The following is a 25,050-nucleotide window of genomic DNA, read 5'->3' as shown; positions in this document are numbered from 1 at the left end:
CAAAGGAGAGACCCGTCATGACCCGTAAGGACCGAACCGAGGGCATCTATTCCCGCCGGGAAGTGCTCGACGAATCCGAACGCCGGCAGTACTACCAGATCCAGATCAAGGATCTGCTGTCCTACGCCTACCGGTATTCCGAGGACGTCAAGAAACGCTTCGACCGGGCCCAGTTCCAGGCTTCCAAATTCAAGACCCTCTCGGACCTCAAGCACATTCCCATCCTCAAGAAGAAAGAACTGATCTTTCTCCAGTCCATGGGACCGCGCCTGGGAGGGCTTTTGACCAAGGACATGGGCGAACTGCGCCGCATCTTCCTGTCCCCCGGCCCCATCTTCGACCCCGAGGACCGCGAGGACGACTACTGGGGCTGGACCGAGGGCTTTTACGCCTGCGGCTTCCGCTCCGGCGACCTCGTGCAGGTGACCTTCAACTATCATCTGACCCCGGCCGGCCTCATGTTCGAGGAGCCGCTCAAGAACCTGGGCTGCGCCGTGATGCCCGCCGGCCCCGGCAACTCCGCCACCCAGCTCGAGATCATGCAGAAGCTGCGCGCCACGGGCTACGTCGGCACGCCGAGCTACCTCATGCACCTGGCCCAGAAGGGCGAGGAGATGGGGCTCAATCTGCGCAAAGACCTGTACATGGAAGTGGCCTTCGTCACGGGCGAGAAATTCTCCGAGAAGCTGCGCGCCAACCTGGAGAAGAAGTTCGACATCATCATGCGCCAGGGCTACGGCACGGCGGACGTCGGCTGCGTGGGCTACGAATGCTTCCACAAGACCGGCCTGCACATCGCCAACCGCGCCTTCGTCGAGATCTGCCACCCTGACACGGGCATTCCCCTCAAGGACGGCGAGGTGGGCGAGATCGTGGTCACGGCCTTCAACAAGACCTATCCGCTGATCCGCCTGGCCACCGGCGACCTGTCCTACATCGAGCGCGCGCCCTGCCCGTGCGGCCGCACCTCGCCGCGCCTGGGCTCCATCGTCGGCCGCGTGGACACCACCGCCCGCATCAAGGGCATGTTCGTCTACCCGCATCAGGTCGAGCAAGTCATCACCCGCTTCGAGGAGATCAAGCGCTGGCAGATCGAGGTCACCAACCCCGGCGGCATCGACGAGATGAACCTCATCGTCGAGGCCTCCAACTTCAAGCGCGAGGAAGACCTGCTGCACAAGTTCCGCGAGAAGATCAAGCTGCGCCCGAGCCTCACGGTGGTCGCGCCCGGCACCCTGCCGCCGCAGATCCGGCCCATCGAGGACAAGCGCAAGTGGGACTAGCCGGCTCGCCTGCCGCCACGTCGTAAAACGCCTATGCACGCGCCGCACCGCACACGCGCCGCGACCCGCCGCGGCCGGGGCCGGGAGATTTCCCGCGCCCTGGCCGCATTCGCTTTGGCCGCCCTGCTCGCGCCGACGCTACCCGGCTGCGCCGGGAAGACGCCCCACGACGCGGCCGCGCCCGTTTCCCCCGAGACGCTCCTTGCCGCCTCGGGCGCGCCGCTTTCCCCGGCCGCGTTTGCCGCCGACTTCGCCCGCGCCGACTACATTCTCCTTGGCGAGGAGCACCCCAACCCCTGCGACCACGAGGCGCAGGCCGCCGTCGTGCGCCGCCTGGCCGCCGCCGGCGTGCGTCCGGCCGTCGGCTTCGAGATGATCCCGGCCGACCGGCAACCGGCGCTCGACGCCTTCCATGCCGGCAAGCTGGCCGTGGCCGACCTGCCCAGGGCGCTCGACTGGCAACACACCTGGGGCTACCCCTTCGCGCTCTACGCGCCGATTTTCGAGGCCGCCCGGGAATACCGCCTCCCCGTCTTCGCTTTAAACGCCCCTCAGGGACTGGCGCGCACGGTCGGCCGCACGGGCCTCGACGCCCTGCCCCCGGCGCAGCGCGCCACGCTGCCCGGGCAACTCCTGCCGCCGGACCCGGCCCAGGTGGAAGAGTTGCGCGAACTCTTCGCCAGCCACAGCGCCATGTTCGAAAAGGCCGCCAAAGCGGCCATGACCGAGGGCCGCAAGTCGGCTATGCCGCAAACGGACGCCGGGCGCGACCGCTTCGCCGATTTCGTCACCGTGCAAAGCCTGTGGGACACGCAGATGGCGCAGCGCGCCCTCTACGCCCGCGCCGTCACCGGCCGGCCCGTGGTCGTCATCGCCGGCGGCGGCCACGTGGAGCGCGGCTGGGGCATCGCCAGGCGGCTTGCCGCCTACGATCCCAAGGCGCGCATCGTCACGGTCATGCCCCACCGCGGCGGCGACGCCCCGGACGCGGCCCTGGCCGGATTTTTCTACGCCTGCCCGGCCATGCACAAAAGCCGGCTCGGCATGACCCTTTCCCACGAAGCCCCGGGACAGGGCCGCCCCGACGCCGGGCTCCTCGTGACTGCCGTGGCCCCGGACTCCCCCGCCGCCAGGGCGGGCCTGCTCGCCGGCGACGCCGTCACCGCCGCGGGAACGCACGCGGCGACGGGCCTCCCCACGCTCCATACCGCGGCCATCGAGGCGGCCAAGGCCGGCGAACCGTTGCGCCTGACCGTCTCCCGCGCCGGCGAGACCCTGGATATTTCCATCCCCCTTGGCGCGCCGGCCTCGCCCGGGAAATAACCCATGCCCGAGCTGCCCGAGGTGGAAACCATCGCCCGCGCCCTTGCGCCGGGCCTCGTCGGGCGCACCATTCTCGGCGTGGACGCGCCCGACCCCACGGTGCTCGCCGGGCCGCGCACCAGGGCCGCCTTCGCCAAAATCGCAACCGGCCGCACCATTACCGCGGTCACGCGCCGGGCCAAGCTCCTGTTCGTCAACCTGTCGCCACTCCCCGAAGCCCCGGACGCGTCGCCCGCGCTGCTGGCCTTCCACCTGCGCATGACGGGCCGCTTCCACATCGCCAAGGCCGCCGCCCCGGTTCCCGAGCGGGCGCGGCTGCTCGTGCGGCTCTCGGATGACAGCACGCTGGTTTTTTCCGACCTGCGACGCTTCGGCACGGCCCGGGCGCTTTTTCCCGAGGCCCTGGCGGGCTGGGATTTCTACGCCTCCCTCGGCCCCGAGCCCTGGGACATGACGCCCGAGGCGTTTGACGCGGCGCTTCGTCGCCGCGGCACGCGCATCAAGGCCGCGCTGCTCGACCAGACGCTTATTGCCGGCATCGGCAACATCTACGCCGACGAGTCGCTTTTCGCCGCCGGCATCCATCCCGAAACGCCCTGCCGCGCCGTCGCCCCGAAAAAACGCGAAGCGCTCCTCGCCGCCATCCAGGCCGTGCTCGCCCGGGCCATCGCCGCCGGGGGCAGCACCATCCGCGACTACCGCACGCCGGACGGGGTCGAGGGCGGCTTCCAGAACGAATTTTCCGTCTACGGCAAGGCCGGCGAGCCCTGTCCCGCCTGCGGGCGGACCCTCGTCTCCATCAAGGTGGCCGGCCGGACCTCGACCTTTTGCCCCCGCTGCCAAAAGTGAGTACTCCCTCCCCATGTCGCAACACGTAAGACAGATCGCCAAGGACGCCTCCATCGTCGGCGGCGCGACGCTACTTTCCCGCATCCTCGGATTTTTCCGGGACATGATCCTGGCCTACGTGCTCGGCGCCGGCATCGCCGCCGACGCCTTCTACGTGGCCTACCGCCTGCCCAACATGATGCGCCGGCTGTTCGCCGAGGGCTCCATGACCATGGCCTTCGTGCCGGTCTTCACCAAGCTGCGCGAGGAGGAAGGCGACGCGCGCGCCTTCGCCATGCCCCGCGCGGCCATGGTCTGGCTGCTCATCATCCTCGGCGTCCTCACCACGCTCGCCATCGTCTTCGCCCGGCCCCTGACCGCGCTCATCACCCCGGGGTTCACCGATGACCCCAAACTGTTCGACCTCACGGTCGAGCTCACGCGCATCGTCTTCCCCTACATCATCGAGATCTCGGCCGTGGCGCTGTGCATGGGCGTGCTCAATTCCTTCGGCCACTTCCTGGCCCCGGCGCTGGCGACCTCGGAGCTCAACACCATCATCATCGCCGGCGCGGGCGTGGCCTGGCTCTTTCACCTCGACGTCCCCCACACGCTCGCCTGGGCCGTGGTCATCGGCGGCCTGGGCCAGGTCTTCATGCAGCAGCCGCAGATGCGCAAATTCGGCTTCACCTGGCGCGGCCCCTTCAGCCTTCGCGACAAGGGCGTCGTGCGCATGGGCCTGCTCATGCTGCCCACGGCCTTCGGCGCGGCCGTCTACCAGCTCAACATCGTGCTCGGGACGCTGCTCGCCTCCTACCTGCAAACCGGCAGCATCTCCTACCTCTACTACGCCGACCGGCTCGTGCAGTTTCCGCTGGGCGTCTTCGGCGTGGCCGTGGGCACCGTGGCCTTGCCGAGCCTGTCCAAGCTCGCCTCGTCGGGCAAGACCGGTGAATTCACCGATACGCTCAACGCCTCGCTGCGCCTGACGCTTTTCATCTGCCTGCCGGCCGCGGCCGGGCTCATCGCCCTGGCCGACCCCATGGTGCGCGTGCTCTTCGGCCGGGGCGCGTTCGGCGAGCACGCCGTGGCCGCCACGGCCGCGGCGCTTGTCGCCTATGGCGTGGGGCTTCCCGCCTTCGCCTGCGTGCGGCCGCTCTATTCCGCCTATTTCGCCCTGGCCGACACCCGCACCCCGGCCATCACCGCCGCGCTGTGCCTCGTGGTCTACGTCGCGACCGGCTGGGCGCTCATGGGCTCCATGGCCCACGTGGGCCTCGCCCTGGCAACGTCCGTCTCCTCCTGGGTCAACGTGGCCGTGCTCGGCGTGGTCCTGCGTAAAAAACTTGGCGGTTCGTGGTTTCGCCCCGGCCGCACCACGGTCATCGGCACAATATTGAGTTGTGGCGTGGGCGCGGGCGCATACGCCACCTCCGGCCGGCCGTACCTGTCCCTGGCGGGCATCGTGCTGTGGGCCGTGGCCTACATGGGCGCGGCCTCGTTATTTCGCGTCGAGGAAGCCAGACTGCTGACGGATTTCGTGCGCCGGCGGCTGCGGCGCGGCAAAACCGCCTAACGGAGCATCGCCATGGCACTTTTCACCGTGGAAAACCTGATCGCCTTCCTGACGCTTTCCGCCCTGGAAATCGTCCTTGGCATCGACAACATCGTCTTCATCGCCATCATTTCCAACGCCCTGCCGGCCGAAATGCAGTCCAGGGCGCGCAAGATCGGCCTGCTGCTCGCCATGGGCACGCGCATCGCGCTGCTGCTCGGCATCACCTGGATCATGGGCCTGACCGCGCCGCTTTTTTCCATCCTCGGCCACGTGGTCACGGGCCGCGACATCGTGCTGCTGGCGGGCGGACTCTTCCTCATCGCCAAATCGACCTTCGAGATTCACGAGAAAATCGAGCCGCCGCGCGACGGCGAGCCCCACATCAAGAAAGTCCGGGGCTTCGGCGCGGCCGTGACGCAGATCGCGCTGCTCGACATCGTCTTTTCCCTGGACTCGGTCATCACGGCCGTGGGCATGTCCGGCAACATCGTCGTCATGGTCGCGGCGGTCATTGCGGCGGTGCTGGTCATGATGGCTTTCGCGGACCCCATCAGCCACTTCGTGTCGCGCCATCCCACGGTGCAGATGCTCGCCCTGTCCTTTCTCATCCTCATCGGCGTGTTCCTGGTCGCCGAGGGCCTGGGCCGGCACATCGACCGGGGCTACATCTACTTCGCCATGGCCTTCTCCCTGCTGGTGGAACTGCTCAACATGCGGGCGCGCAAGACCCAGGAGCGATAACCAAACGGCCGCCGGGGCGTTCACCCCGACGGCCGTTTGCGGAAAGAGCGTCGCCGCAGCGAAGAAACGCTACCAGCCGCGCTGTTGCCGGCAGACGTTGTAACCGACGTTGCAGTTATTTATGCACTGCGGCACGCCGGCGCACACCATCATGCAGTTCTGGTAGCTTCTGTTGCACCCGTGTCCTCTGCCCTGCGGCGGCAGCGGCGGGGGTGGCGGCGGCGGAGGCGGCATCCTCCTGTTCGGCATACATTGCCAGTACTTGTTCGACCAGTGCGTGCCCGGCGGACATTGGGCGAAAGCGCACATGTCCGCCACGACCAGATTGGCGACCAACACGATGCACACAATCATGGCCCAGCGCAACGTCGTTCGCATGCTCCCCTCCTTTTGTGGCGTTACATTCCGTATCCCATCCCCGCGCGGAAAACACAACGGATTTCCAACGCGGGACCGTGCCCGGCGCGAGCCGGCCGGCGGGGGAATGTGCGGGCAGACAATGCAACAACCGAGCCGCAACAGCCTTGTTTTCCCATGATAAAATCGCAGCCGGCTCGCGCCGCGCCAGCGGCGCGCGCAAGGAGAGTCCATGGACGCCGCTTCGATTGACGACGCCAGACGCCTGTTCCCGCGCGGCCTGCGCCAGCCCCCGGAGGGGTTCCGCTTCGGCGCGGACGCGCTCCTTCTGGCCAGCTTCGCCGCCACGCTTCCGGGCGAGCGGGTCCTCGACCTTGGCACGGGCTGCGGCCCGGCGGGACTGGGGCTGCTGCTAGCCCGAAACGACACGGCAACGACCGTGCTCGGCCTGGACAAGGACCCGGCCATGATCGCGGCGGCAAACGCCAATGCGGCAAGTCTGGGCTTCGATGCGCGTTTTGCGGTCGCCCTTTGCAACGTCCGCGACATCCGCGCCGCGCCCCTCGTTCCGGCCCAGGGTTTCGACCTCGTCCTGGCCAATCCGCCCTACCGCGACCCTGGCTCGGGGAGGCGCGCCGCGACACCGGGCCGCGACGCGGCCCGGTTTGCGACCGACGGCGGGCTGCCCGCCTTTGCCGCCGCGGCCGCCTACGCCCTGCGCACCGGCGGCGCGCTGGCACTTGTTCACCTGGCCGAGCGCCTCACACACATCGTAGCCACGCTCGGCGCGGCCGGCCTGGAAGTCAAACGCCTCCTGCCCGTGGCCGCGCGTCGCGAAACCCCGGCCCGGCAGCTCCTCCTGCTCGCTCGCCGCGGCGGCAAACCCGGCCTACGCCTGGATCCGCCGCTTGCGCTCTACGAAGGTACGGGCGAGGCGACGCGCCTGACCGGGGCGGCCCTGCGTTTCTGCCCGTTTCTCGCCTGCAACGCCAAGGCCGCGCCCCCGGCCGGACCATAAAAAAGGGACGCCCATGGGACGTCCCCTGCGGCTGCCGACGCGGCCGCACCCGCGCCGGACTTGCCGGAGCGCACACTACTTTCCGAAAAGCTTGTCCGGTTGCGGCGCCGGGTCGTTTACACCGGGCGCGGGCGCGGGATGACGGCGCATGGCCATGCCGGCTTCGGCCAGCCGCGCCACCGCGCTCTGGGAAGAAGCGACCGTGGCGACGGATTCTCCGCCTGCCACACCCTGCTCGGCCGGAAGGCCCGGCGGATCGGAAATGTACACAAGAGCGCCCAAAGCCGCGACGACGACGACGTACAGCAACCGCTTCATGACCATCCCCCTTGCCGTTTCAGCCGCCCCCGGCGGCGTTTTCCCTGCACCGTTTCCCTTTATAAAGCCAGAACCGTGCCAAGAAAGACCAAGGCTAACCGTCGCATTTTCCTGGACGCAGTCGCCGAGACGCCCGCGTCCGGTTCGTGATTCCCAAATATGAGGAATCGTTCTCGAAGAAATGCCCATATTTCAGGAATCCGCCGACGTTTCAGGCCGCAGTGGCCTCGTCTGGTAAAAACCGTGCCGCCAGGGCGTTTCGCGCCGTCACCAGGCAATACGCAATGGCCAAAAGCACGATGGCTCCGGCGCAGGCCACCAACTGGCCGTGATCTACCATCATGGACCGGCACACCGAAGTCACGGCGATATAGAGGATGTAGCGCAAGGGGAAGTGGTAGTTTTCCTCAAAGTATTTGATGATCATGAAGACGAATTCCAGCGCCATGAAGAGGTTGTAGGTATGGACCCAGAAGGCGTGCTCGTCCCAGGACGCGGGCATGACGATGATCATACCGAGCAAAACCATCTCGCGTGCGCCGAAGACGAACAGCAAGCCCGACAACACCAGCAGCACGGCGCTGACGATCCGGCGCATGACGCCAATGCTGCTCATGGCCAACCGGCAATCGCTCGTCGCGTCGAAATGTTTCATGGCCATTCCTCCCATTGCCCGGCATCGGGCCGGGCCCGTGTTTCGCTTTTCCACTCCTCCCCTCCCTAGCTTTTTCGCGAAAAAGGAAAACGCCGAAACGCGGATAATTGCGCGACGGGCGGCGGCGGTGCGGCAACGGTTCGGTGATCGGGAAGGAAAACGGCGACATGGCCAAGCAGCTTGCTTTCTTGCAATCATGCAGGCAGGTTGCCTGCATGCGCCAAGAATTGCGTCCCCTGGCCGCAGTGCTGTTGGCCGCGGCTCTGGCTTTTGTTCCGGAGGCCCTCATGGCCGATACGACAGCCTTGGACAGGCCGGAGATTGCCGCGCGGCTGTTCCATCCCCGCCCGGACCGCGCCCCGGCGGGCAACGGGGAGGACGCCATGGCCGCCGCGCCGGACGGCGTCGCACTGCACGTGCGCCTGCACCTCGCCGACAAGGCGTTCCCGACGCTGCTATTTTTTCACGGCAACGGCGAGATCGCCTCGGACTACGACGCGCTTGCGCCGCAGCTCGCCGGCATCGGGCTCAATCTGGCGGTGGCAGAATTTCGCGGCTACGGCAGCTCGCAGGGCGTGCCACAGGCCGCGACGCTCGAAAGCGACGCCCTGGCGGCTTTTACTTTCGTGAAGGCGCATCTGGCGCAGGCCCTGGCCTCGCCGCGCATCCTCGTCATGGGCCGCTCGCTCGGCAGCGCCTGCGCCTTGGCCCTGGCCGCGTCGCGGCCGCAGGAGATCGACGGGCTCGTCATCGAAAGCGGCTTCGCCGGAACGCTGGCGCTGCTGCGCGTGCTCGGCGTCGATACGGGGCGCTACGGCATCACCGAGGCCGACGGCTTCGGCAACCTCGCGCATATCGGGCGCTACGCCGGGCCGACGCTCGTCATCCATGGCGCGGCGGACGACCTCATCGACCCAAACGAGGCGCGGCAGCTTTTCGCCGCCTCCCCGGCCAGGGACAAGGAGCTGCTCCTCATCCCCGGGGCCGGGCACAACGACCTGTTCCTCGTCGGCAGGCGGCGCTACCTCGAGGCCCTGTCGCGGCTGCCCGCCCGGGACCCGGGGCAGGCGCAGGGGACGCGCGCCCCGTCCCTGCCGTAACGGCGCACGCGCGCAAAAGGAGTCGCCCATGCGGACGCGCCATGCGCGGGAATCGGATTATCCCGACATCATCGCCGTGCTCGACGCCTGGTGGGCAGAAAATCGCAAGATGACGGACATGCTGCCGCGCCTTTTTTTCAAGCACTTCCACGACACGAGTTTCGTCGTCGAAGAAGGGGGCGCGGCCGTCGCCTTCCTGATCGGCTTTGTTTCCCAGACCGACCCGCGTCAGGCCTACGTCCATTTCATGGGCGTCCATCCGCAGCATCGCCGCAAGGGCCTGGCGCGCTCGCTTTACGCCCGCTTCTACGACGCCGTGCGCGGGCGCGGCTGCGAGGAGGTGCATCTGCTCACCTCGCCGGCGAACAAAAATTCCATCGCCTTCCACACGCACATGGGCTTCACGATCGAACCGGGCGACACGCTCGCGGGCGCCGTCTCCGTGCACAGCGACTACGACGGCCCCGGCGAGGACCGCGTCCTCTTCGTCAAACGCATCGCCCCCTAACGCGCTCCCCCCTTCTCCCCCTTTCGGGAGGTCCAGGAGGGGGTGACCCCCTCCTGGCCGTCGGAGGCATCTTCCCCTCCCTCTTCCCCTGCCCCTTAAAACACTTCCGCTTCGAACCAGAACAAGGTCGTGGCCGGATCGCGCCAGCAGCCGGGCTCCATGCCGGCCTTGCGGCAGGTCTGGTCAAGGAACGTCTCGCGGTCCCAGCCCCACTCCACGGGCACCTGCGGCAACAGCAGCCCCGAGCGGCCGCCCCGGCGCACGAGCAGCCCATGGCGGCCCACGGTCACGAGCGCGGGGTCGGGACACGGCGTCAGGGGGCTTAGGACCGAAATCTCCACGGCGACATGTTCGAATTCCTCGCGCGACAGCGGCGGAAAGCGCGGATCGCCGAAAGCCGCGGCCTCGGCCATCTCGCCGATGGTCTCGAAAAGGGGCGCATCGCCGACGATGTGGCCGATGCAGCCGCGAAGCCGGCCGCGAAGCGTCAGCGTGACAAAGGCGCCGTACGGTTCGCGCAGCAGCTCCGAAGGCGGCTCGGGCAGGCCCGCCTTGCGCCCGGCCAGGCGCGCCGCGATACGCAGCCGAACGATATTCTTGAGGTAATCCTTCTCCTGGTCCGTCAGGACAAACCGGAAAGCGTCCATAAACAGCCCTCCTTGCGCTCCGCTGCGCTTACGCCTTGGCCTCGCGGCAGCATTCGCCAAGCAGGCCGTAGAACTCGCCGGTCATGGCCTGCATGAGAAAATGGCACTCCGTGGGAAAGGGGCGCGTCGGGATGCCGTGTTCCTGCAAAAAGGTCAGTGTCTCGGGTGCGAGTCCCCGGCCATGGGCGTAGACCACGGGCAGGGACAGGCGCAGCAGGGCCTCGCCCGCGGCGTGGCTCCATTTCCCGGGCCTAGCCTTGGCTGCGCGGCGCACGGCGAGCACGGTCTGCAAAAACGCCTCCTCGCCGCAAAAGCGCAACGACGCGTAGTAATGGCGGCAGAAGGGATAGCGCCCCAGGTAATCCCGGAAGATCACCTGCTCGCGAAATTCCTTGTACCATTCCGCAAACCGGCCCGACAGCCGGGCCGCCTCGGCATGGGCCGTGACGAAGGAGCCGAACCGGGTCACGGACGCCTCGGCCAGGACGAGGCGTCCCACCTCCCCGGGCGCTGCGTCACGGCAGAAATAAATGGCCGGGATGCCGCCCACGGAATGGCCGACGAGAATGAGCGGCGACGGCCGCAGGCCATACTCGGCGGTCAGGTGGTCGATGACGGCGCGCAGCCGCGCGGCGCTGGCCTCCATGGAATAGTCGCGACTGCCGGCCGGGCTTGCGCCATGGCCGGCCATGTCCCAGGTCACGATGCTCGCCCCGTCCAGATAGCGCGTCTCGAAGGCCTCCTCGAAGGCCAGATGGGAGTCGCCAAGGCCATGCAGGCAGACCACGGCCGGCACGCGGCCCAGGGCGATCCTGGCCCGCACGAACACCGTTCCGTCACCGGTCGGCACGAGGATGTCGCTGACTTCCCCGTCGCCGCGCCTGCCTGTCGCAACAAATTTCACCATGTTCTTGACCGCAACCTCTCGCTCCTTGTAACCCTATCCATAATCGTCGGCATCCGCCAGCCGCATCGAAGCAGTCGCCGGCGGGCAGGCACACCCCTTACAACAGGCAGGCGACGTTCATGAAACTCAAGATCTCCGCCAGGCTCGGTCTGGGCTTCGGACTGGTGCTCGCGGCCATGGCCACGGGCACGCTGCTGCTCTCCTCCTCCTTAAGCGCGGTGCGCCAGCAGGCGGCGCGCATCCACGACGAGACCCTGCCCATGGCGGACGTGGCGGCGCGCATGCAGTTCGCGTCCGTGGACGTGCAGCAGTTCCTCACCGATGTTTCGGCCACCGGCGAGGAGGACGGCTTCGGCGAGGCCGAGGAGGCGGCCAAGGGCTTTCGCGACGGCGTGGCCAAATTCAAGGAGGTCGCCCGCGCGCGGGGCGACGACGCCCTGCGGCGCGAGATCGAGGCCATCGCTTCGGATTTCGATGCCATGTACGCGGTCGGCGTGCGCATGGCCGAGGTCTACATCAAGGACGGCCGCGCGGCGGGCAACGTGCTGATGGAGGATTTCGACACCCGCACCACGGCCCTGGCCAAGCGCATCAACCCGCTCAAGGAACACCAGTTCGCGGCAACGGACGCCCAGGTCGCCGCGGTGGTCACCGCCCTGATCTCGGACCTGCGCCTGCAATACCTCCTGCTGGCCGTCTCCCTGTGCATCGGCGCTGGCACGGCCTGGTTCGTCTCGCGCGGCATCCTGCGCCAGCTCGGCGGCGAACCCGAAACCGTGGCCGACATCGCCCGGGAAGTGGCGGCCGGACGTTTCGAAAACGTCCGGACGGTCTGCGCCTCCCTGCGCCACGACTGCGGCGTCATGGCGGTCATGGTCGAGATGGCCGAGAAGCTGCGCGGCCTTTTCCGCGACATCGAAGCGGGAAAACAAGCGGCCGAGGCCAAAAGCGCCGAAGCGGAGCAAAGCCGCCGCGAGGCCGAAGAAGCCACAGCCCGGGCCGAGCGGGCCAGGCTCGAAGGCATGGCCGAGGCCGCCACGCAGCTCGAGGACCTGGCCGATGTGGTGGCCCGGGCCGGCAACGCCCTGACCGACCGCGTGGCGCTGGTCTCCGACGGCGCAGGGCGGCAGCGCGATCGCACGACGTCCACGGCCACGGCCATGGAGGAACTGAGCGCCACGGTGCTCGAAGTGGCGCAAAACGCCGGGCGCGCCGCCGCAAGCGCCCAGGCCGCGCGCGAAGGCGCGCACGAGGGCCTTGCCGCCACGGACGAGGTGACGCGCTCCATCGACCGGGTGCGGGAGCTTTCCGAGGGGCTCAAGGCGGGACTCGACGCCCTGGGCGAGCGAGCCAAGGGCATTGCGACCATCATGGGCGTCATTTCCGACATCGCGGACCAGACCAACCTGCTCGCGCTCAACGCCGCCATCGAGGCGGCCCGCGCCGGCGACGCCGGGCGCGGCTTCGCCGTGGTCGCCGACGAGGTCCGGAAACTCGCCGAAAAAACCATGCAGGCCACGGGCGAGGTGGCCGCTGTCGTCACCGCCATCGACGGGGCCGTGCGGGAAAACGTGGCCGGCATGGACACGGCCGTGGCCGCCGTGGCCGCAACCACGGAACTGGCCGGCAAATCGGGCCAGTCCCTGCGCCAGATCGTGGCCATGACCGAGAAGACCACGGAAGAGATCGGCCTCATCGCCACGGCCACGGACCAGCAGACCGCGGCGTCCGACGAGATCAACCGCGCCCTGGCCGACATCAGCCTCGTGTCCGAGGAGACGGCCCAGGGCATGGATGACGCCAAGGAGGAACTCGACCGGCTTTCGCAGTCCGCGGCGAGCCTGGCTTCACTGATCGACGGCCTGCGCCGGCAAACACCCCAGGCCCTGCCCCGCTGAACCGGCCCCGCGCCGCCCGAAAAAAGCCCGGATCACGAGCAGTGGTCCGGGCTTTTCCTTGCAACTGCTTGCGGCAAGCGGATCAGTGCACGCCGCGCTCGTTGAAAAAGGAACTGTATTTCTTGTCCGTGCCCTTGATGTGGCCGACCAGCCAGTTCTTGAGGAAGTTCATGACCTCCGTCGTCAGGGCGGCCCGGTTGGCGCGGAAATCGTTGCCGAAGGCGATGACCTGGTCCACGAACTTCTCGTGTTCCTTGCGGTGATTGAGGTAGCCGGGATACTTGTGCTTCTCCATGAGCTTTTCCTCGAAGCCGAAATGCTCCACCGCGTATTCTTCCAGTTCGCGCAAGATCGACTCCACCTGCCCCTTGCCCTTGCCCGTGCGCATGGCCTCGTGCAGGTCGCAGATCATCTGTACGAGCTTTTGATGCTGCTCGTCGATGTCGCCGATGTTCACAGCCAGGGACTGGTCCCACTGCAAAATGGCGCTGCCGATGGAGCAGGCCGCGGGGTCGCCGTTGCCGGCAGCCGACTTGGCCGCCGCGGGCCGGGACACGGGCGCGGCGGGCTTTGCGGCAGGCAGCGCCCTGGACGGGGCCGGACGGGAAGCGACGGGCAAGGGCTTGGCCTTGGGTTTGGCGTGGGCAGCGGCCGGGAGCGACCTGGCCGCCGGGCGCGCGGACGGCAAGGGCTGCCTGGACGCGGCAGCCACGGCGCGGGGCGCGGCGGGCACGCGGCGCGCGGTCCCCTGCTCCCCGGTCATGCGGCGGATGACGTCGTCAAGCTCTTCGGCCAGGGACGACAGGGCGGACAGGGCGGCCGTGGCGGTCTCCATGCCCGAGGCGGTGTCCTCGGCGATGCGGTTGACCTCTTCCACCGCCCGGTTGATCTCCTCGGAGGTGGCGGACTGCTCTTCCGAGGCGGTGGCGATGGATTCGACCTGGGAGGCCGTGGCCTCGACGATACCGACGATCTCGTCCATGAACCGGCCGGAGGACGCAGCGGCCTGCGTGCTCTCCTCGATGCCGGCGGCGGCGGATTCCACGGCTGCGATATTCTCCCGGGCCTGGCCCTGGATGGAAGCCACGGCGTCGCCGACCTCCTTGGTCGCGGTCATGGTCTTCTCGGCGAGTTTCCGGACCTCGTCGGCAACCACGGCGAAGCCGCGCCCGGCGTCGCCGGCGCGGGCCGCCTCGATGGCGGCGTTGAGCGCGAGCAGGTTGGTCTGGTCCGCGATGTCGGAAATGACGTTCATGATGTGGCCGATATTGTCGGCCTTTTGCCCAAGCAGCGTCATGGACTCCCGGAGTTCCAGGATGCGCTGGCGGATGTTCTCGATGGAGGCGACGGCCGAACGCACGCCTTCGGCCCCGGTGACGGCCTTGGATTTGGCCTCGTCGGCGCTGGCCGCGGCCGAGGAGGCGTTGCGGGCCACTTCGAGCACCGTGGCGTTCATCTCTTCCATGGCCGTGGCGGTTTCGATCATGCGGTCGCGCTGATGCCTGGCGCCGCCAGCCACCTGCTCGGCCTGGGCCAACAGGCTGCCCGAGGAGTCCATCATGGATTCGGATACATTACGGGCCTTGCCGGCGGCATCGTGCAAGGTGGCGAGCAGTTCGTTGGTGCGGGCCTCTTGCACCTTGGCGGCTTCCAGGGCCTGATCGGCCTCGGCGGCATGCCGCTCGGCTTCGGCTCCCTTGCTGCGAGCCTCGGCCATGTTCGCTTCGAGGGCCGTCACCATGTGGGCCAGGGCGTCGCGCAATTCCCCGAGTTCGAGCGGATACTCGCCTTCGGGCGCGGCCTTGAGATCCCCGCCGGCCACGGCCGCCGCGAAGGCGCGCAAGCGGTCGAGGGGCCGCTTGAGGGTACGGCCAAGCGCGGCCAGCACCAGCAGGAAAACCACCGCGCCCACACCCAGACAGACCGCCTCGATGAGCATGAGCCTGCCGAGGTCGGCCTGGTCCTCCCGCAGCACTGTGTCGAGCGCTTTGTCCAAGGCCGCCGTCAGGGCCTCGGAGGAGGTCATGACCTTCTCCACGGCCGCATCGTCGCTGTTGCTCGACAATGCCGCGACATCGGCGGCGAAAGCCTTGATCAGGCGGTTGACGTCCGCGTAATGGGCAGCGGCTTCCGCCTCGGGTTCCTGGATGTGAAAGGTACGGGAGCCGGCGGAGACAACCCCGCCCTTGGTCAGCACAGCCTCGGCGCGTTCCAGTGCCTCGAACCGGGGGCGAAACGCAGCGTCCCAGCCGGAGGCGTCCTTGCCGGATACGCCGCGTCGCGCCTGCACCACGGCATCCTTGGCAATCTGGTGTGCGCTATCCCGCTGCACCTTCGTCAGGGCCACGGTCTCCCCGTCGGCGCGTTGGTCCGTGTAGACGCGCCACGTGGGCACGAACATGACACAGCTTAAAAGGAACATCACGCCAAGGGAGCACAATATCTGCAACCGAATGCTCATACGCAAACTCCTTGGCCCGGCTGGGAGAAAGCCTCCCGCAACGAACCGCCGGGGCTCTGCCGTTCCAGCACGAGCCCTGGTGGGAAGTCAATGTACATTTTTGCTATCGGAAAAGTGCGCTTCCGGCGGAAAGGAGGGCTTCGAGCTGGGAATCGCGCAATGCCAAGCGCTTGCGCAGCCGGACGATCTCCTCGCCCGGGTCGAAAAGCGGATAGTCGCTGCCGAAAAGGATGCGCTCGCGCGGATGGGCGGCGACGATGCGCGAGAGCGTGTTGTCGTCGATGAAAGCCAACGTGCTCGACGTGTCGATATAGACGTCCTTGCCGGCCAGATGCTCGAGCACGTACTGCCAGTGCAGGTAGCCGCCCATGTGCGCGGCGATGACCGTAAGATGCGGAAAATCGCGCAGGATGGCCGCGACCTTGGCCGGACAGGAGTTGTTCTCCTCGGGCGGCAGCCGGTCGCCCACGTGCAGCATGACCGTGAAGCGTCCGGAAAGCGCCTCGAAGATGGGCCACAGGCGGTGGTCGTCCAGGCGGAAGCCCTGGAAGTCGGCGTGGAACTTGATGCCCTTGATGCCGTTGCGCCACAGGCGCTCGAGTTCGCGCTCGAAATCCGGGAAATCCGGGTGCAGCGTGCCGAAGGAGATAACGCGGGGATTTTCCCGGTGGATGCGGATGGCCCAGTTGTTGGCCGGCACCACCTGCGCCGGGGCCGTGGCCGCGTTGTGGACCACCACCTTGTCCAGGCCCGCGGCGGTCGCCCGGGCGAGCAGGTCGTCGATCTGGCCCGTGCCCACGGGGTGGATGCCGTAATGCCCTTCAAGCTGGGCCAGGACCTTGTCCGCGATTTTCGGATGGTAGGCGTGCGTATGGATGTCGATGAACATGATGCGTGCGGGGAAGGGGTAAGGTTAGACGGAAAAAAACCCGCGCAGCCAGTCCGGGACGGCCATGGGCCGCCCCTCGGGCGTCGTGCAGGCGTGCAGGGTTTCGCCGGCGGCGAGGAGCGTCCCGTCCTGCGGCGGACCGTAAAGCTGGTAGGCGAAGCTGATCGAGGCGCGGCCCCAGGCGCTGACGGCCGTACGCACCACCACTTCGTCGTCGTAATGCGCCGGGCGCAAATAGCGCACGGCCAGGTCGCGCACGGGCAGCCACACGCCGCGCGCTTCCACCTCGGCGTAGCTCATGCCGCGCTCGCGGATGAAATGCCCGCGCCCCCGCTCGAACCAATGCGGATAGTGCCCGTAATAGGCGTAGCCCATGCGGTCGGTCTCGCCGTAGGAGACCGTCAGCCGCAAACGGGAGTCGGGCGAGGGGAAATCCTCGGGTTTGAGGAAAAGCGCCATGTGCCGGACCTAGTTGCCGCCCTTTCCGGCCCAGGCGGCGGCCCTTGGCAAAAGTGCATGCCCCGGGGCGACGACAAGGCCGGTTTTCGCGGCCTCCCGTTCGCTGAAGGCGGCCGCGCCCGAAGGGGTTACGCCCTGCTTCCAGAAAAGAAAAGGCACGGGATCGGCGGTATGCGTGCGGATGGCGATGGGCGTGGGGTGGTCGCAGGCGATGAGGAAGGCCGCGTCGTCCCCGAGCGCCGCGACCATGGGCGCGACCACCTGCGCGTCGAACCGGGCCACGGCCTCGGTCTTGGCCGCCGCGTCGCCGCCGTGGCCGCATTCGTCCGGGGCTTCGACGTGGACGAAGACGAAATCGCCTTCCTTGAGAAAATCAAGCGCCGCCGCCACCTTGCCCGCGTAATTGGTGTCCAGCAGCCCCGTGGCCCCGGGCACGTCCAGCACGGCCATGCCCGCGGCCCGGCCCAGGCCCTTGACCAGGTCCACGGCCGAAACCACCGCGCCGCGCAGGCCGAAGGTCGCGGCGAAATCGGGAAGCGTCAGCGCCCTGCCCTGGCCCCAGGGCCAGACCGCGTTAGCCTTGCTCGTGTTGGCGGACCCGGCAAGCACCGTAGCGGCCCGGCGTACGAAGTCCCACAAGGCCGGCGCGCGACGAAACTGCGCCATGTCCTGCGCGATGCCCTGGTCGGTGATGTCGTGGGGCGGACGCACGGCGAGCGTGGCCTCGGCCTTGTCCGCCGCGCCCCGGGCCACGAGCAGGTGGCGGTACTGCACGCCCGGGAAAAGCGCATACCCCTCGGGCAGGCACTCCCGCTCCAGGGATTCCACGAGCTGCGTGGACACCGCCGTGGCGATATGCCCGGCGGAATAATCGCGCATGATCCCGTCGTCGGAAAATTCGCTCACCGTCACGGTGTTGAGCCGGAAAACCACGTCGTCGCCGGCCAGGGCGAGCCCCAGGGCCGCGGCCTCGATGGGCCCGCGCCCGGTGTGGTGGGCGGCCGGGTCGAACCCGAGCAGGGACATGTTGGCCACGTCGGAACCGGGGGCCATGCCCTGCGGCACGGTGCGGCAAAGCCCGACCATGCCCTCCCGGGCCAAGCGGTCCATGACGGGCGTGGCCGCCGCCTCCATGGGCGTACGCCCATGAAGAGCCTCGATCGGCAGATCGCCCATGCCGTCGGCGATGAGGAAAATGAGTTTGGATTTGGACAAGAGATGCCTCCGGCGGCCAGAGAGAAACTTTTTGAAAAAAGTTTCTCTCTGGACTCTCTTCAAAAACTTTTAAAGGGGGGAGAGGGAGACTCTCCGCTTGTTGTTGACGGGGGGAGCATACTCCAGGTGGCGGGCCGTAGCGAGGGCGAGGGGTTCGCCGAAAAAGCGGGCGACAAGGCGCAGGCCGAGGTCGATGCCGGCGCTGATGCCGGCGCTCGTCAGGACCGTGCCGTCCTCCACCACGTGCGCGTCGGCAACGACCGTGACGCCCGGGTAGGAGGCGCGCATCCAGTCGAGGGACCGCCAATGCGTGGTCGCGCGCCTGCCCTCGAGCAGACCGGCCTTGCCGAGCAGCATGGACCCCGTGCACACGCCGGCGACTACCCCGGCCTTGCACCCCGTCTCCCCGATCCAGGCGACGAGGGCCGCGTCATCAAGCGCCGCGCGCACGCCCCAGCCGCCTGGCACAAGCAGCACATCCGGCACGGGGCAGTCGGCGCGCGTCACATCGGGCAAGAATCGCGGGCCGTTGGCGCAACCCACGGGATCAAGCGTCGCCCCGACAAGGCGCAAGGCAAAGGGCGAGGGCTCCTCCCGCCGCCGGGATTCATCGAGACGGCAGGCGGAAAGCGCCTCGTAGGGGCCGCAGAAATCGAGCAGCTCCACATCCGGGAAGACCAGAATGGCCACCTCGATCCTTTTTCCGTCCATACTTTCCGCTTTCCCGAAAAAAACCGGCTTGCGCCGGCCCTCGCCTCCCCCCTATCGGGGTGGTCCAGGAGGGGCCCTCGGCCCCTCCTGGCCGCCGGAGGCATTCTTTGTTTTTCCTTGTCCCTACAGCACCCTGAAATGCACGGTCCCCGGTTTGATGAACGCCATATCGGCGGCGTCGTCGAGAACGCCGCGGATGGCGCGTTCCGGGGCCTCGTGGGTGAGGAAGACGATAGGCACGTAGCCGTCCTCGGGCTCGCCCTTCTGCACGGCCTGGCGGATGCTGACGCCGTGCACGCCCATGGACTTGGAGATGGCGGCCATGACCCCGGCCTGGTCCTTGACCGTGAAATGGATGTAGTGCGGGCACACGGCGTCGTCGAGGTCGAGGACATCGGCGTCGGGCAGGGGCTCGGTGACAAAGCCGGTGTTGTTGGGCGTCATGCCGGCGCGGGACAGGGCCATGATGTCGGCCAGAACGGCGCTGCCCGTGGGCAGGTCGCCCGCGCCCCGGCCGTGCAGGAGGATCGAACCGGCTGCGTCGCCTTCCACGCGCACGGCGTTGTAGGCCCCTTTGACGCTTGCCAGCAGGAAGTCCTGATGCACGAGCATGGGACACACGCCGGCCACGAGCTTGCCGCCGGCCTCGTGGACCTGCCCGATGAGCTTGATGGTGTAGCCGAACTCGCCGGCGAAACGGATGTCTTCGGGGGTCACGCGGGTGATGCCTTCCACGAACAGGCGCGACAGCGGCAGGTTCTGGCCGTAGGCCAGGCGGATGAGCAGGATGAGCTTGTGCGCGGCGTCGAGGCCTTCGATGTCGAGCGTCGGATCGGCTTCGGCGTACCCCAGTTCCTGGGCCTTGCGCAGCGCGTCGGCAAAGGGCAGGCCCTTGTCGCTCATGCTGCTGAGAATGTAGTTGGCCGTGCCGTTTAAAATGCCGATGATGCTCTTGATGCGGTTGCCGGCCAGGGATTCCTTGAGCGTTTCGACAATGGGAATGGCCCCGGCGCAGCTGGCCTCGTAGTAAAGCCCCAGGCCCTTTTGCGCGGCCAGGGCGAAGAGTTCCGGCCCGCGCTCCGCGAGCAGGGCCTTGTTGGCCGTGACCACGTGCTTGCCGGCATGAAGCGCCTTGTGGATGAGCGCAAAGGCCGCGTCGATGCCGCCCATCAGTTCAACCACGATGTCGATCTCGGGGTCGGTGACGAGAGCGTCAGGATCGGCGGTCAGGGCGACGCCCTCGGGCAGGGCCACGGCGCGCGGCTTGGAGACGTCGCGCACCAGCACTTTTTTAAGCACAAGGTCACGCCCGAGACGCCGCCTGATCCAGTCGGCGTTTCGCTCCAGAATGGTCACGAGGCCGGATCCGACCGTGCCGAATCCGGCCAAACCGATACGAACGGGGGCGTCGCTTACGGCGTTCATCCGGAAAGCACCTTTTTAATGCCACGCATGGCCTGGTTGATGCGGTGGCGGTTTTCCACCAGGGCGAAACGGACGTGGTCGTCGCCGAAGTGGCCGAAACCCAGTCCCGGCGAGACGGCAACGCCGGCTTCGCGCAGGAGCAGCTTGGAAAACTCCACGGACTTGAGGTGGGCGAAGGGCTCGGGAATCTTGGCCCAGACGAACATCGTCGCCTTGGGCGCGGGCACGTCCCAGCCGGCCCGGGCGAGACCTTCGATGAGGGCGTCGCGCCGGTCCTGGTGAACGTCCATGATCTCGCGCACGCACTCCTGGGGGCCGTTTAAGGCCACGGTGGCGGCGATCTGGATGGGCTGGAAGATGCCGTAGTCCAGATAGCTCTTGATGCGCGTCAGGGCGTGCACCATCTCCGGGTTGCCGCAGCAGAACCCCACGCGCCAACCGGCCATGGAGTAGCTTTTGGTGAGCGAGAAGAACTCGACGCCCACGTCCTTGGCCCCCTTGGCCTGCAAAAAGCTCGGCGGCTGGTAGCCGTCGAAGCCGAAGTCGGCGTAGGCGAAGTCATGGATCACCATGATGTCGTGTTCCTTGGCGAAATCCACGATACGCTGGAAGAACGCGACATCGACCGTGGCCGTGGTCGGGTTGTGCGGGAAGGAAATGATGAGGAGCTTGGGCTGGGGCCAGGTCTGCCTGGTGGCCGCGAGCAGGTCCTCGATAAAATCGCGGTCGCAGCTGATGGGGATGCGCCGCACGTCCGCCCCGGCGATAATGCAGGAATAGGGGTGGATGGGATAGGACGGGTCCGTGGCGAAAACGACGTCGCCGGGCGAAAGCATGACCAGGGCCAGGTGGGCCAGGCCTTCCTTGGCGCCCATGGTGACGACGGCCTCGGTTTCGGGATCGATGTCCACGTCGAAGCGGCGCTTGTACCAACCGGAGATGGCGTTGCGCAGGCCTTTGATGCCCCGGGATGCCGAATAGCGGTGGTTGACGGCCTTCTGTGCGGCTTCGACGAGTTTTTCGACGATATGGGGGGGCGTGGGCAGGTCGGGGTTGCCCATGCCGAGGTCGATGACGTCTTCGTTGCGCCGCCGCATCTGCATTTTGAGTTCGTTGACGGTGGCGAAGACGTATGGCGGAAGGCGCTCCATACGCGCGAACTTTTTCATGCCCTGGACTCCTTTTGAGGGGGCTGGCTGATGCCGAGGGGGGAGCATAGCCGCGGGGCAGGCGCTCTGTAAAGGGTCAGAAGCAAAGGATGTGCACGACATGGCGGAATTTTTCTTGACCGGCCGGGGCCAAGTGTTTATCAAGCCGTGTTGCGGAGAGGTGGCCGAGTTGGCCGAAGGCGCTCGCCTGCTAAGCGGGTAACGGGGCTTAAACCCTGTTCGAGGGTTCAAATCCCTCCCTCTCCGCCAGCTGCCTATATTCCCGGGCTTCGAAAGGAGCCCGGGTTTTTCATTTTTCGGCTCCTTGTGCATACCGTTCATGCATACTTTCACCTTGATCGCTCGGGAACTCATCCTCAAGTGCCCTGCCTAACCGAGCGAGGTCTGGTGCTAAACTTTTGAGGTAATTGTCAGTCGTGGTCATTCGTCTGTGACCAAGGAGTTTTTGAATATCCCCAAGGGACGCTTTATCCATATCAACTAACCGTTGGGCGACGTAATGCCGAAGGCTATAAAGATCATATGTTCTAATGCCGGCTTTCTCACAAAGTCTAGACATCATATATTTGATGGGATGGTTATGTTTTGACCACGGGTGTCCAGTTTCAGGATTAATGAATACGTGAGTATCATGTCCTTTTCCCTTCCATCTTCTGCTTAAAATTTCATATAAAGTGTCATTCATGGGCACAGCACGAAAAGTCTTTTGTCCGCCTTTACGCTTTCTGGTCCATAAAAAAATGACGCGACGCTCAAAATTGACTTCATCCCACCGTAGACGACGAACTTCACCAGGACGCGCACCTGTTTTAAGGAGCATTTGAAGGTAATCTTTTTCCCACGGTTGCGCAGCCATCAAAATAGAAAAAACTTCATCTTGTGTTGGCACCTGTTTTATAATCTCTTCTTCGGGTAAAGTGGACACCTTGTCCCAAGGGTTGTGTACCACACGCCCTTCTCTTTTGTGCCAATTCCAAAGGGCTTTAAGATTACGTAAATTTCTGTTGGCAGATTTATTTCCTTTTGCAGATTGTACAGTACAAATAAATGTTCTTGCTAATTCAATTGACACATTTTTAACAGCAATATCATTTTTAAGAAATAATGCAAAATTCTTATAATGTGACAATTTTTCACTCACAGTACCAGGCTGCATGCGTATTGAACAGTCATCAAGATATAATTTAGATGCCAGCGAATACATCAAATCTTTCTGGTCTACGATTTCTTTGGCAAGCCGTTTCTTCTCCAGCACCTCCCATTCTTTTGCTTCGTTTTTTGTTTGTACAATTTTGCTGTACTGTTTTCCCAGGAACTTGAAGTACACTCGATACTTCCCCCCCGGACCTTTGTAATCGCGAATTGCCATGGCTTTTCTCCTTACAATACTCTAATACTTCAAAATAGTCGAAACGAGCAGACTCAAGCCGTGGAGTATTCCAACCTTTGGGCGTAACGAAATAATGAGGGAAGTCCCTCCAAATATTTCGAACTGTATCCGGGGCAAGCTTTAGTAAGTTAGCTAGCTCCGCATGGGTAAGGCATGAAAGGTCCTGGCTGGTCATATCTTAATCAAGCGAACAAAATGTTATAAAATCTGATTAAGGCAGATAAATATAAATAAAACCTTATCTAACATAAAAAAAATAATTCTTTCTAAAACAAACAGCTTTTGACTCATTCCTACCCCTCCTAGAGTTATCCACATAATATGCATGAAAGATTGGGCGCGTTTTCTTAATAATTTTAGTATACAAAATTTGAATGTAAACAAAGAAAATGGAATCCATGATGATTTTTTTGGATCAAGGGCAGGTGTAGCCTTAAAATAATCCGGCAAAAAGTTTCAGTTGAAACAAAGTTATAAATTTATATTTCAGCCCACCGAAAATGTTTGTTTAAAAAAGCCACTAAGGCAGGGATGCAAATCCCAAAAATATATTTTTAAAATTCAATCCAACTGAAATTTTTAAAAATTTAGTTTACTTCCGGGAAAATATTTTTTGTAATTATTTTTACACACACAATCACTTGATGTGGTATGTTAAAATCAGAAGGAAAATAGCGATGTACTATGGATATATGAGGGTGAGCACCAAAAATCGTGGGCAAGATTTGGAAACTCAAAGGTTGTGTTTAGCAGATTGGTTCAATAAAAATAAAATTACTAAATACAAAGAAATTGCCTTCGAAATATCAGCTAAAAAAGATTTAGGAGTGAGAGGAATTTGGAATTTGCTAGATGAAGTGAAAACGGGCGATGTGCTAGTTTGTACGGAGATTTCTCGTTTAAGCAGAAAAATGTTGGATACTCAAGAAATCATTGAAGCTTTACTAAAGAAAAAAGTAGAGTTAATATGTATAAAACAAAACATACATTTGACGAATGAAAACAAAATGATAACAGGGTTAATTCTTAACATTGTTGGCAGTATAGCCCAATTTGAAACAGAACTAATGAGCTCTAGAATAAAAATGGGATTAGAACGCGCTCGAAAGAATGGTAAAAAACTTGGGAATCCAAGGATCGGTTTAACCAACAAAAAAAGACAAGAAGAATCAACTGAATTTGTTAAAAAATTACAACCGATTTTTACAATGATGAGAGAATCTAAATTTACTTTAAATAAAATGGCAAACTATTTGAATAAGATAGGAATCAAAACATTCACCGGAGAAGGAAAATGGAGTGTGACACAATGTCATCGATATCTGAATAAAATTATTGCATTAGAAAAATAGCAAATAAAATGTGTCATTGCCGGTTTTATTTGCAATGACACATTTTTAAAGTGTATAGTATACAAACTGTATCAAGTAGAAATATCAAAACCAATGGCAAAATATCGTTCAACAAGTATCAGTAATATCTACAAGATTCAAAGTAACTACAAAATCAATTTGTAGCTTCATTGTTGTTGTCGAAATCGTCGATATAAATTGGGCAATTTTTTGAATATTCAATTGCAACAAACCGACCATCTTCATTAACAAACACATGGTCAACATTATTATCCATTGAGAATTGGATACAGTGGTGTAAAAATTTACAAAATAATTCCTCATCATCGAAAAACACTCTAAACTCAATAAGACCTTCAAAACAATCATCATCAATTGTGGACATAAAGTATCCTCCTTTAATTAATTTCAAAAAATGCAAACAAATGACGGATAAGGCAGACTAGTATCGGATTGCGATCATTTGTTGTGGTTTTCACTCATTATACCTTTAATTTTTTTGAGGTAAAACAAATTTTATAGTTTAAGTTTGAGTTTTGGCATGAACTTATTTTTTTTGTTGATGCGGACCCCAAATTTTTGCTACTACACCAGGGTGGGTGGGGAATAATCAATTGCAATAAGGCTGCGGATGCCATGGATACCACGGATGCCAGTTTTTCAATTCCAATATCAAAATTTGTTTTATATAATTATTTTATTGCTTAATTTAAAAAAATGGTATTCTTGGTATCCATGGCACCCGCGCCCTTGCAGTTATTGGTGAAAATACGGACCCCACACAAAAGCATGGTATCCGTGGTATCCGCATTGATTTTCACTTTATTAAAATAAAAAA

General features: G+C 63.2%; 23 protein-coding genes, 1 tRNA gene and 1 pseudogene. 11 read left to right on the top strand and 14 right to left on the bottom strand.

The window, feature by feature from the left end; translation table 11 throughout:
* Positions 1-17: 17 nt before the first annotated feature.
* The 5 genes from Q368_RS0108530 to Q368_RS0108510 are packed head-to-tail and all read left to right on the top strand — an operon-like array spanning position 18 to position 5,733.
* Positions 18-1,283 carry a phenylacetate--CoA ligase family protein gene (locus Q368_RS0108530; RefSeq protein ID WP_029458645.1) on the top strand — a complete coding sequence of 422 codons (1,266 nt, stop codon included), beginning with the start codon at positions 18-20 and terminating at the stop codon, positions 1,281-1,283.
* Between the two features lie 33 nt (positions 1,284-1,316).
* Complete coding sequence (locus Q368_RS0108525; RefSeq protein WP_043785446.1) at positions 1,317-2,606, top strand: ChaN family lipoprotein; 1,290 nt, start codon at positions 1,317-1,319, stop codon at positions 2,604-2,606.
* 3 nt (positions 2,607-2,609) lie between these two features.
* A complete protein-coding gene (mutM, locus tag Q368_RS0108520) occupies positions 2,610-3,455 on the top strand; it encodes a bifunctional DNA-formamidopyrimidine glycosylase/DNA-(apurinic or apyrimidinic site) lyase (protein WP_029458643.1) in 846 nt (281 codons plus the stop codon).
* Between the two features lie 13 nt (positions 3,456-3,468).
* Positions 3,469-5,010: a murein biosynthesis integral membrane protein MurJ gene (gene murJ, locus Q368_RS0108515; protein WP_029458642.1), complete on the top strand. Its 1,542-nt coding sequence runs from the start codon at positions 3,469-3,471 to the stop codon at positions 5,008-5,010.
* A gap of 12 nt (positions 5,011-5,022) precedes the next feature.
* Positions 5,023-5,733, top strand: a complete 711-nt coding sequence (locus tag Q368_RS0108510) for a TerC family protein (protein ID WP_029458640.1) — start codon at positions 5,023-5,025, stop codon at positions 5,731-5,733.
* Positions 5,734-5,802: 69 nt separating this feature from the next.
* Here the strand turns inward: Q368_RS0108510 and Q368_RS24465 are convergent, their stop codons facing one another.
* Positions 5,803-6,111: a hypothetical protein gene (locus Q368_RS24465; protein ID WP_084158718.1), complete on the bottom strand. Its 309-nt coding sequence runs from the start codon at positions 6,109-6,111 to the stop codon at positions 5,803-5,805.
* Positions 6,112-6,322: 211 nt separating this feature from the next.
* Between Q368_RS24465 and Q368_RS0108505 the strand changes: the two genes are divergently transcribed.
* Entirely contained in the window at positions 6,323-7,108 is a 786-nt protein-coding gene (locus Q368_RS0108505; protein ID WP_029458639.1) for a tRNA1(Val) (adenine(37)-N6)-methyltransferase, read from the top strand.
* A gap of 75 nt (positions 7,109-7,183) precedes the next feature.
* On the opposite strand, the gene Q368_RS23065 is transcribed toward Q368_RS0108505, so the two are convergent.
* A complete protein-coding gene (locus Q368_RS23065) occupies positions 7,184-7,426 on the bottom strand; it encodes a hypothetical protein (protein WP_156955669.1) in 243 nt (80 codons plus the stop codon).
* 211 nt (positions 7,427-7,637) lie between these two features.
* Positions 7,638-8,081 carry a phosphate-starvation-inducible protein PsiE gene (locus Q368_RS0108495; RefSeq protein ID WP_029458638.1) on the bottom strand — a complete coding sequence of 148 codons (444 nt, stop codon included), beginning with the start codon at positions 8,079-8,081 and terminating at the stop codon, positions 7,638-7,640.
* Positions 8,082-8,296: 215 nt separating this feature from the next.
* Here Q368_RS0108495 and Q368_RS0108490 point away from each other — a divergent pair, with 215 nt between their 5' ends.
* Both Q368_RS0108490 and Q368_RS0108485 read left to right on the top strand, forming a co-directional pair.
* Positions 8,297-9,181, top strand: coding sequence for an alpha/beta hydrolase (locus Q368_RS0108490; RefSeq protein ID WP_162179634.1), 885 nt, complete (start codon positions 8,297-8,299; stop codon positions 9,179-9,181).
* A gap of 19 nt (positions 9,182-9,200) precedes the next feature.
* Positions 9,201-9,689 (top strand): annotated as a pseudogene (locus Q368_RS0108485) (N-acetyltransferase family protein); the annotation flags it as partial.
* Positions 9,690-9,784: 95 nt separating this feature from the next.
* Here the strand turns inward: Q368_RS0108485 and amrA are convergent.
* Positions 9,785-10,336 carry an AmmeMemoRadiSam system protein A gene (amrA, locus tag Q368_RS0108480; protein ID WP_029458635.1) on the bottom strand — a complete coding sequence of 184 codons (552 nt, stop codon included), beginning with the start codon at positions 10,334-10,336 and terminating at the stop codon, positions 9,785-9,787.
* A gap of 28 nt (positions 10,337-10,364) precedes the next feature.
* Positions 10,365-11,243: an alpha/beta fold hydrolase gene (locus Q368_RS0108475; RefSeq protein ID WP_029458634.1), complete on the bottom strand. Its 879-nt coding sequence runs from the start codon at positions 11,241-11,243 to the stop codon at positions 10,365-10,367.
* Positions 11,244-11,362: 119 nt separating this feature from the next.
* Here Q368_RS0108475 and Q368_RS0108470 point away from each other — a divergent pair, with 119 nt between their 5' ends.
* A complete protein-coding gene (locus Q368_RS0108470; protein WP_043785440.1) occupies positions 11,363-13,141 on the top strand; it encodes a methyl-accepting chemotaxis protein in 1,779 nt (592 codons plus the stop codon).
* A gap of 82 nt (positions 13,142-13,223) precedes the next feature.
* Here Q368_RS0108470 and Q368_RS27275 read toward each other — a convergent pair whose 3' ends face one another.
* The 7 genes from Q368_RS27275 to Q368_RS0108435 form a co-directional block, all read right to left on the bottom strand.
* Complete coding sequence (locus Q368_RS27275; RefSeq protein WP_029458631.1) at positions 13,224-15,602, bottom strand: bacteriohemerythrin; 2,379 nt, start codon at positions 15,600-15,602, stop codon at positions 13,224-13,226.
* Positions 15,603-15,705: 103 nt separating this feature from the next.
* Positions 15,706-16,491 carry an amidohydrolase family protein gene (locus tag Q368_RS0108460; protein WP_029458630.1) on the bottom strand — a complete coding sequence of 262 codons (786 nt, stop codon included), beginning with the start codon at positions 16,489-16,491 and terminating at the stop codon, positions 15,706-15,708.
* A gap of 24 nt (positions 16,492-16,515) precedes the next feature.
* Positions 16,516-16,950: an acyl-CoA thioesterase gene (locus tag Q368_RS0108455; protein ID WP_029458629.1), complete on the bottom strand. Its 435-nt coding sequence runs from the start codon at positions 16,948-16,950 to the stop codon at positions 16,516-16,518.
* Positions 16,951-16,959: 9 nt separating this feature from the next.
* Positions 16,960-18,165: a cofactor-independent phosphoglycerate mutase gene (locus tag Q368_RS0108450; protein WP_281174619.1), complete on the bottom strand. Its 1,206-nt coding sequence runs from the start codon at positions 18,163-18,165 to the stop codon at positions 16,960-16,962.
* A gap of 69 nt (positions 18,166-18,234) precedes the next feature.
* On the bottom strand, positions 18,235-18,876 hold the full coding sequence (locus tag Q368_RS0108445; protein WP_029458627.1) for a DJ-1/PfpI family protein: 642 nt from the start codon (positions 18,874-18,876) through the stop codon (positions 18,235-18,237).
* Positions 18,877-18,999: 123 nt separating this feature from the next.
* Positions 19,000-20,301: a homoserine dehydrogenase gene (locus tag Q368_RS0108440; RefSeq protein WP_029458626.1), complete on the bottom strand. Its 1,302-nt coding sequence runs from the start codon at positions 20,299-20,301 to the stop codon at positions 19,000-19,002.
* Positions 20,298-21,470 carry an aminotransferase class I/II-fold pyridoxal phosphate-dependent enzyme gene (locus tag Q368_RS0108435; protein WP_029458624.1) on the bottom strand — a complete coding sequence of 391 codons (1,173 nt, stop codon included), beginning with the start codon at positions 21,468-21,470 and terminating at the stop codon, positions 20,298-20,300. The genes Q368_RS0108440 and Q368_RS0108435 overlap by 4 nt, the downstream gene beginning before the upstream one ends.
* Before the next feature lie 154 nt (positions 21,471-21,624).
* Here Q368_RS0108435 and Q368_RS0108430 point away from each other — a divergent pair.
* A tRNA-Ser gene (locus Q368_RS0108430) sits at positions 21,625-21,719 on the top strand.
* 40 nt (positions 21,720-21,759) lie between these two features.
* Here Q368_RS0108430 and Q368_RS24460 read toward each other — a convergent pair.
* A complete protein-coding gene (locus tag Q368_RS24460) occupies positions 21,760-22,839 on the bottom strand; it encodes a tyrosine-type recombinase/integrase (protein ID WP_084158717.1) in 1,080 nt (359 codons plus the stop codon).
* A 665-nt stretch (positions 22,840-23,504) separates the two neighbouring features.
* On the opposite strand from Q368_RS24460, the gene Q368_RS24455 reads away from it, so the two are divergent.
* Positions 23,505-24,212, top strand: a complete 708-nt coding sequence (locus tag Q368_RS24455) for a recombinase family protein (RefSeq protein WP_084158716.1) — start codon at positions 23,505-23,507, stop codon at positions 24,210-24,212.
* 154 nt (positions 24,213-24,366) lie between these two features.
* Here the strand turns inward: Q368_RS24455 and Q368_RS0108425 are convergent, their stop codons facing one another.
* Positions 24,367-24,597 (bottom strand): hypothetical protein, encoded by a 231-nt coding sequence (locus Q368_RS0108425; RefSeq protein ID WP_156955666.1) that lies wholly within the window; start codon positions 24,595-24,597, stop codon positions 24,367-24,369.
* Positions 24,598-25,050: the final 453 nt, after the last annotated feature.

This window comes from Solidesulfovibrio alcoholivorans DSM 5433, from assembly GCF_000702665.1.
GTDB classification, from domain to species: domain Bacteria; phylum Desulfobacterota; class Desulfovibrionia; order Desulfovibrionales; family Desulfovibrionaceae; genus Solidesulfovibrio; species Solidesulfovibrio alcoholivorans.
The sequence above is the reverse complement of the archived record's forward strand: the minus strand, read 5'-3'. Positions and strand labels throughout refer to the sequence as shown.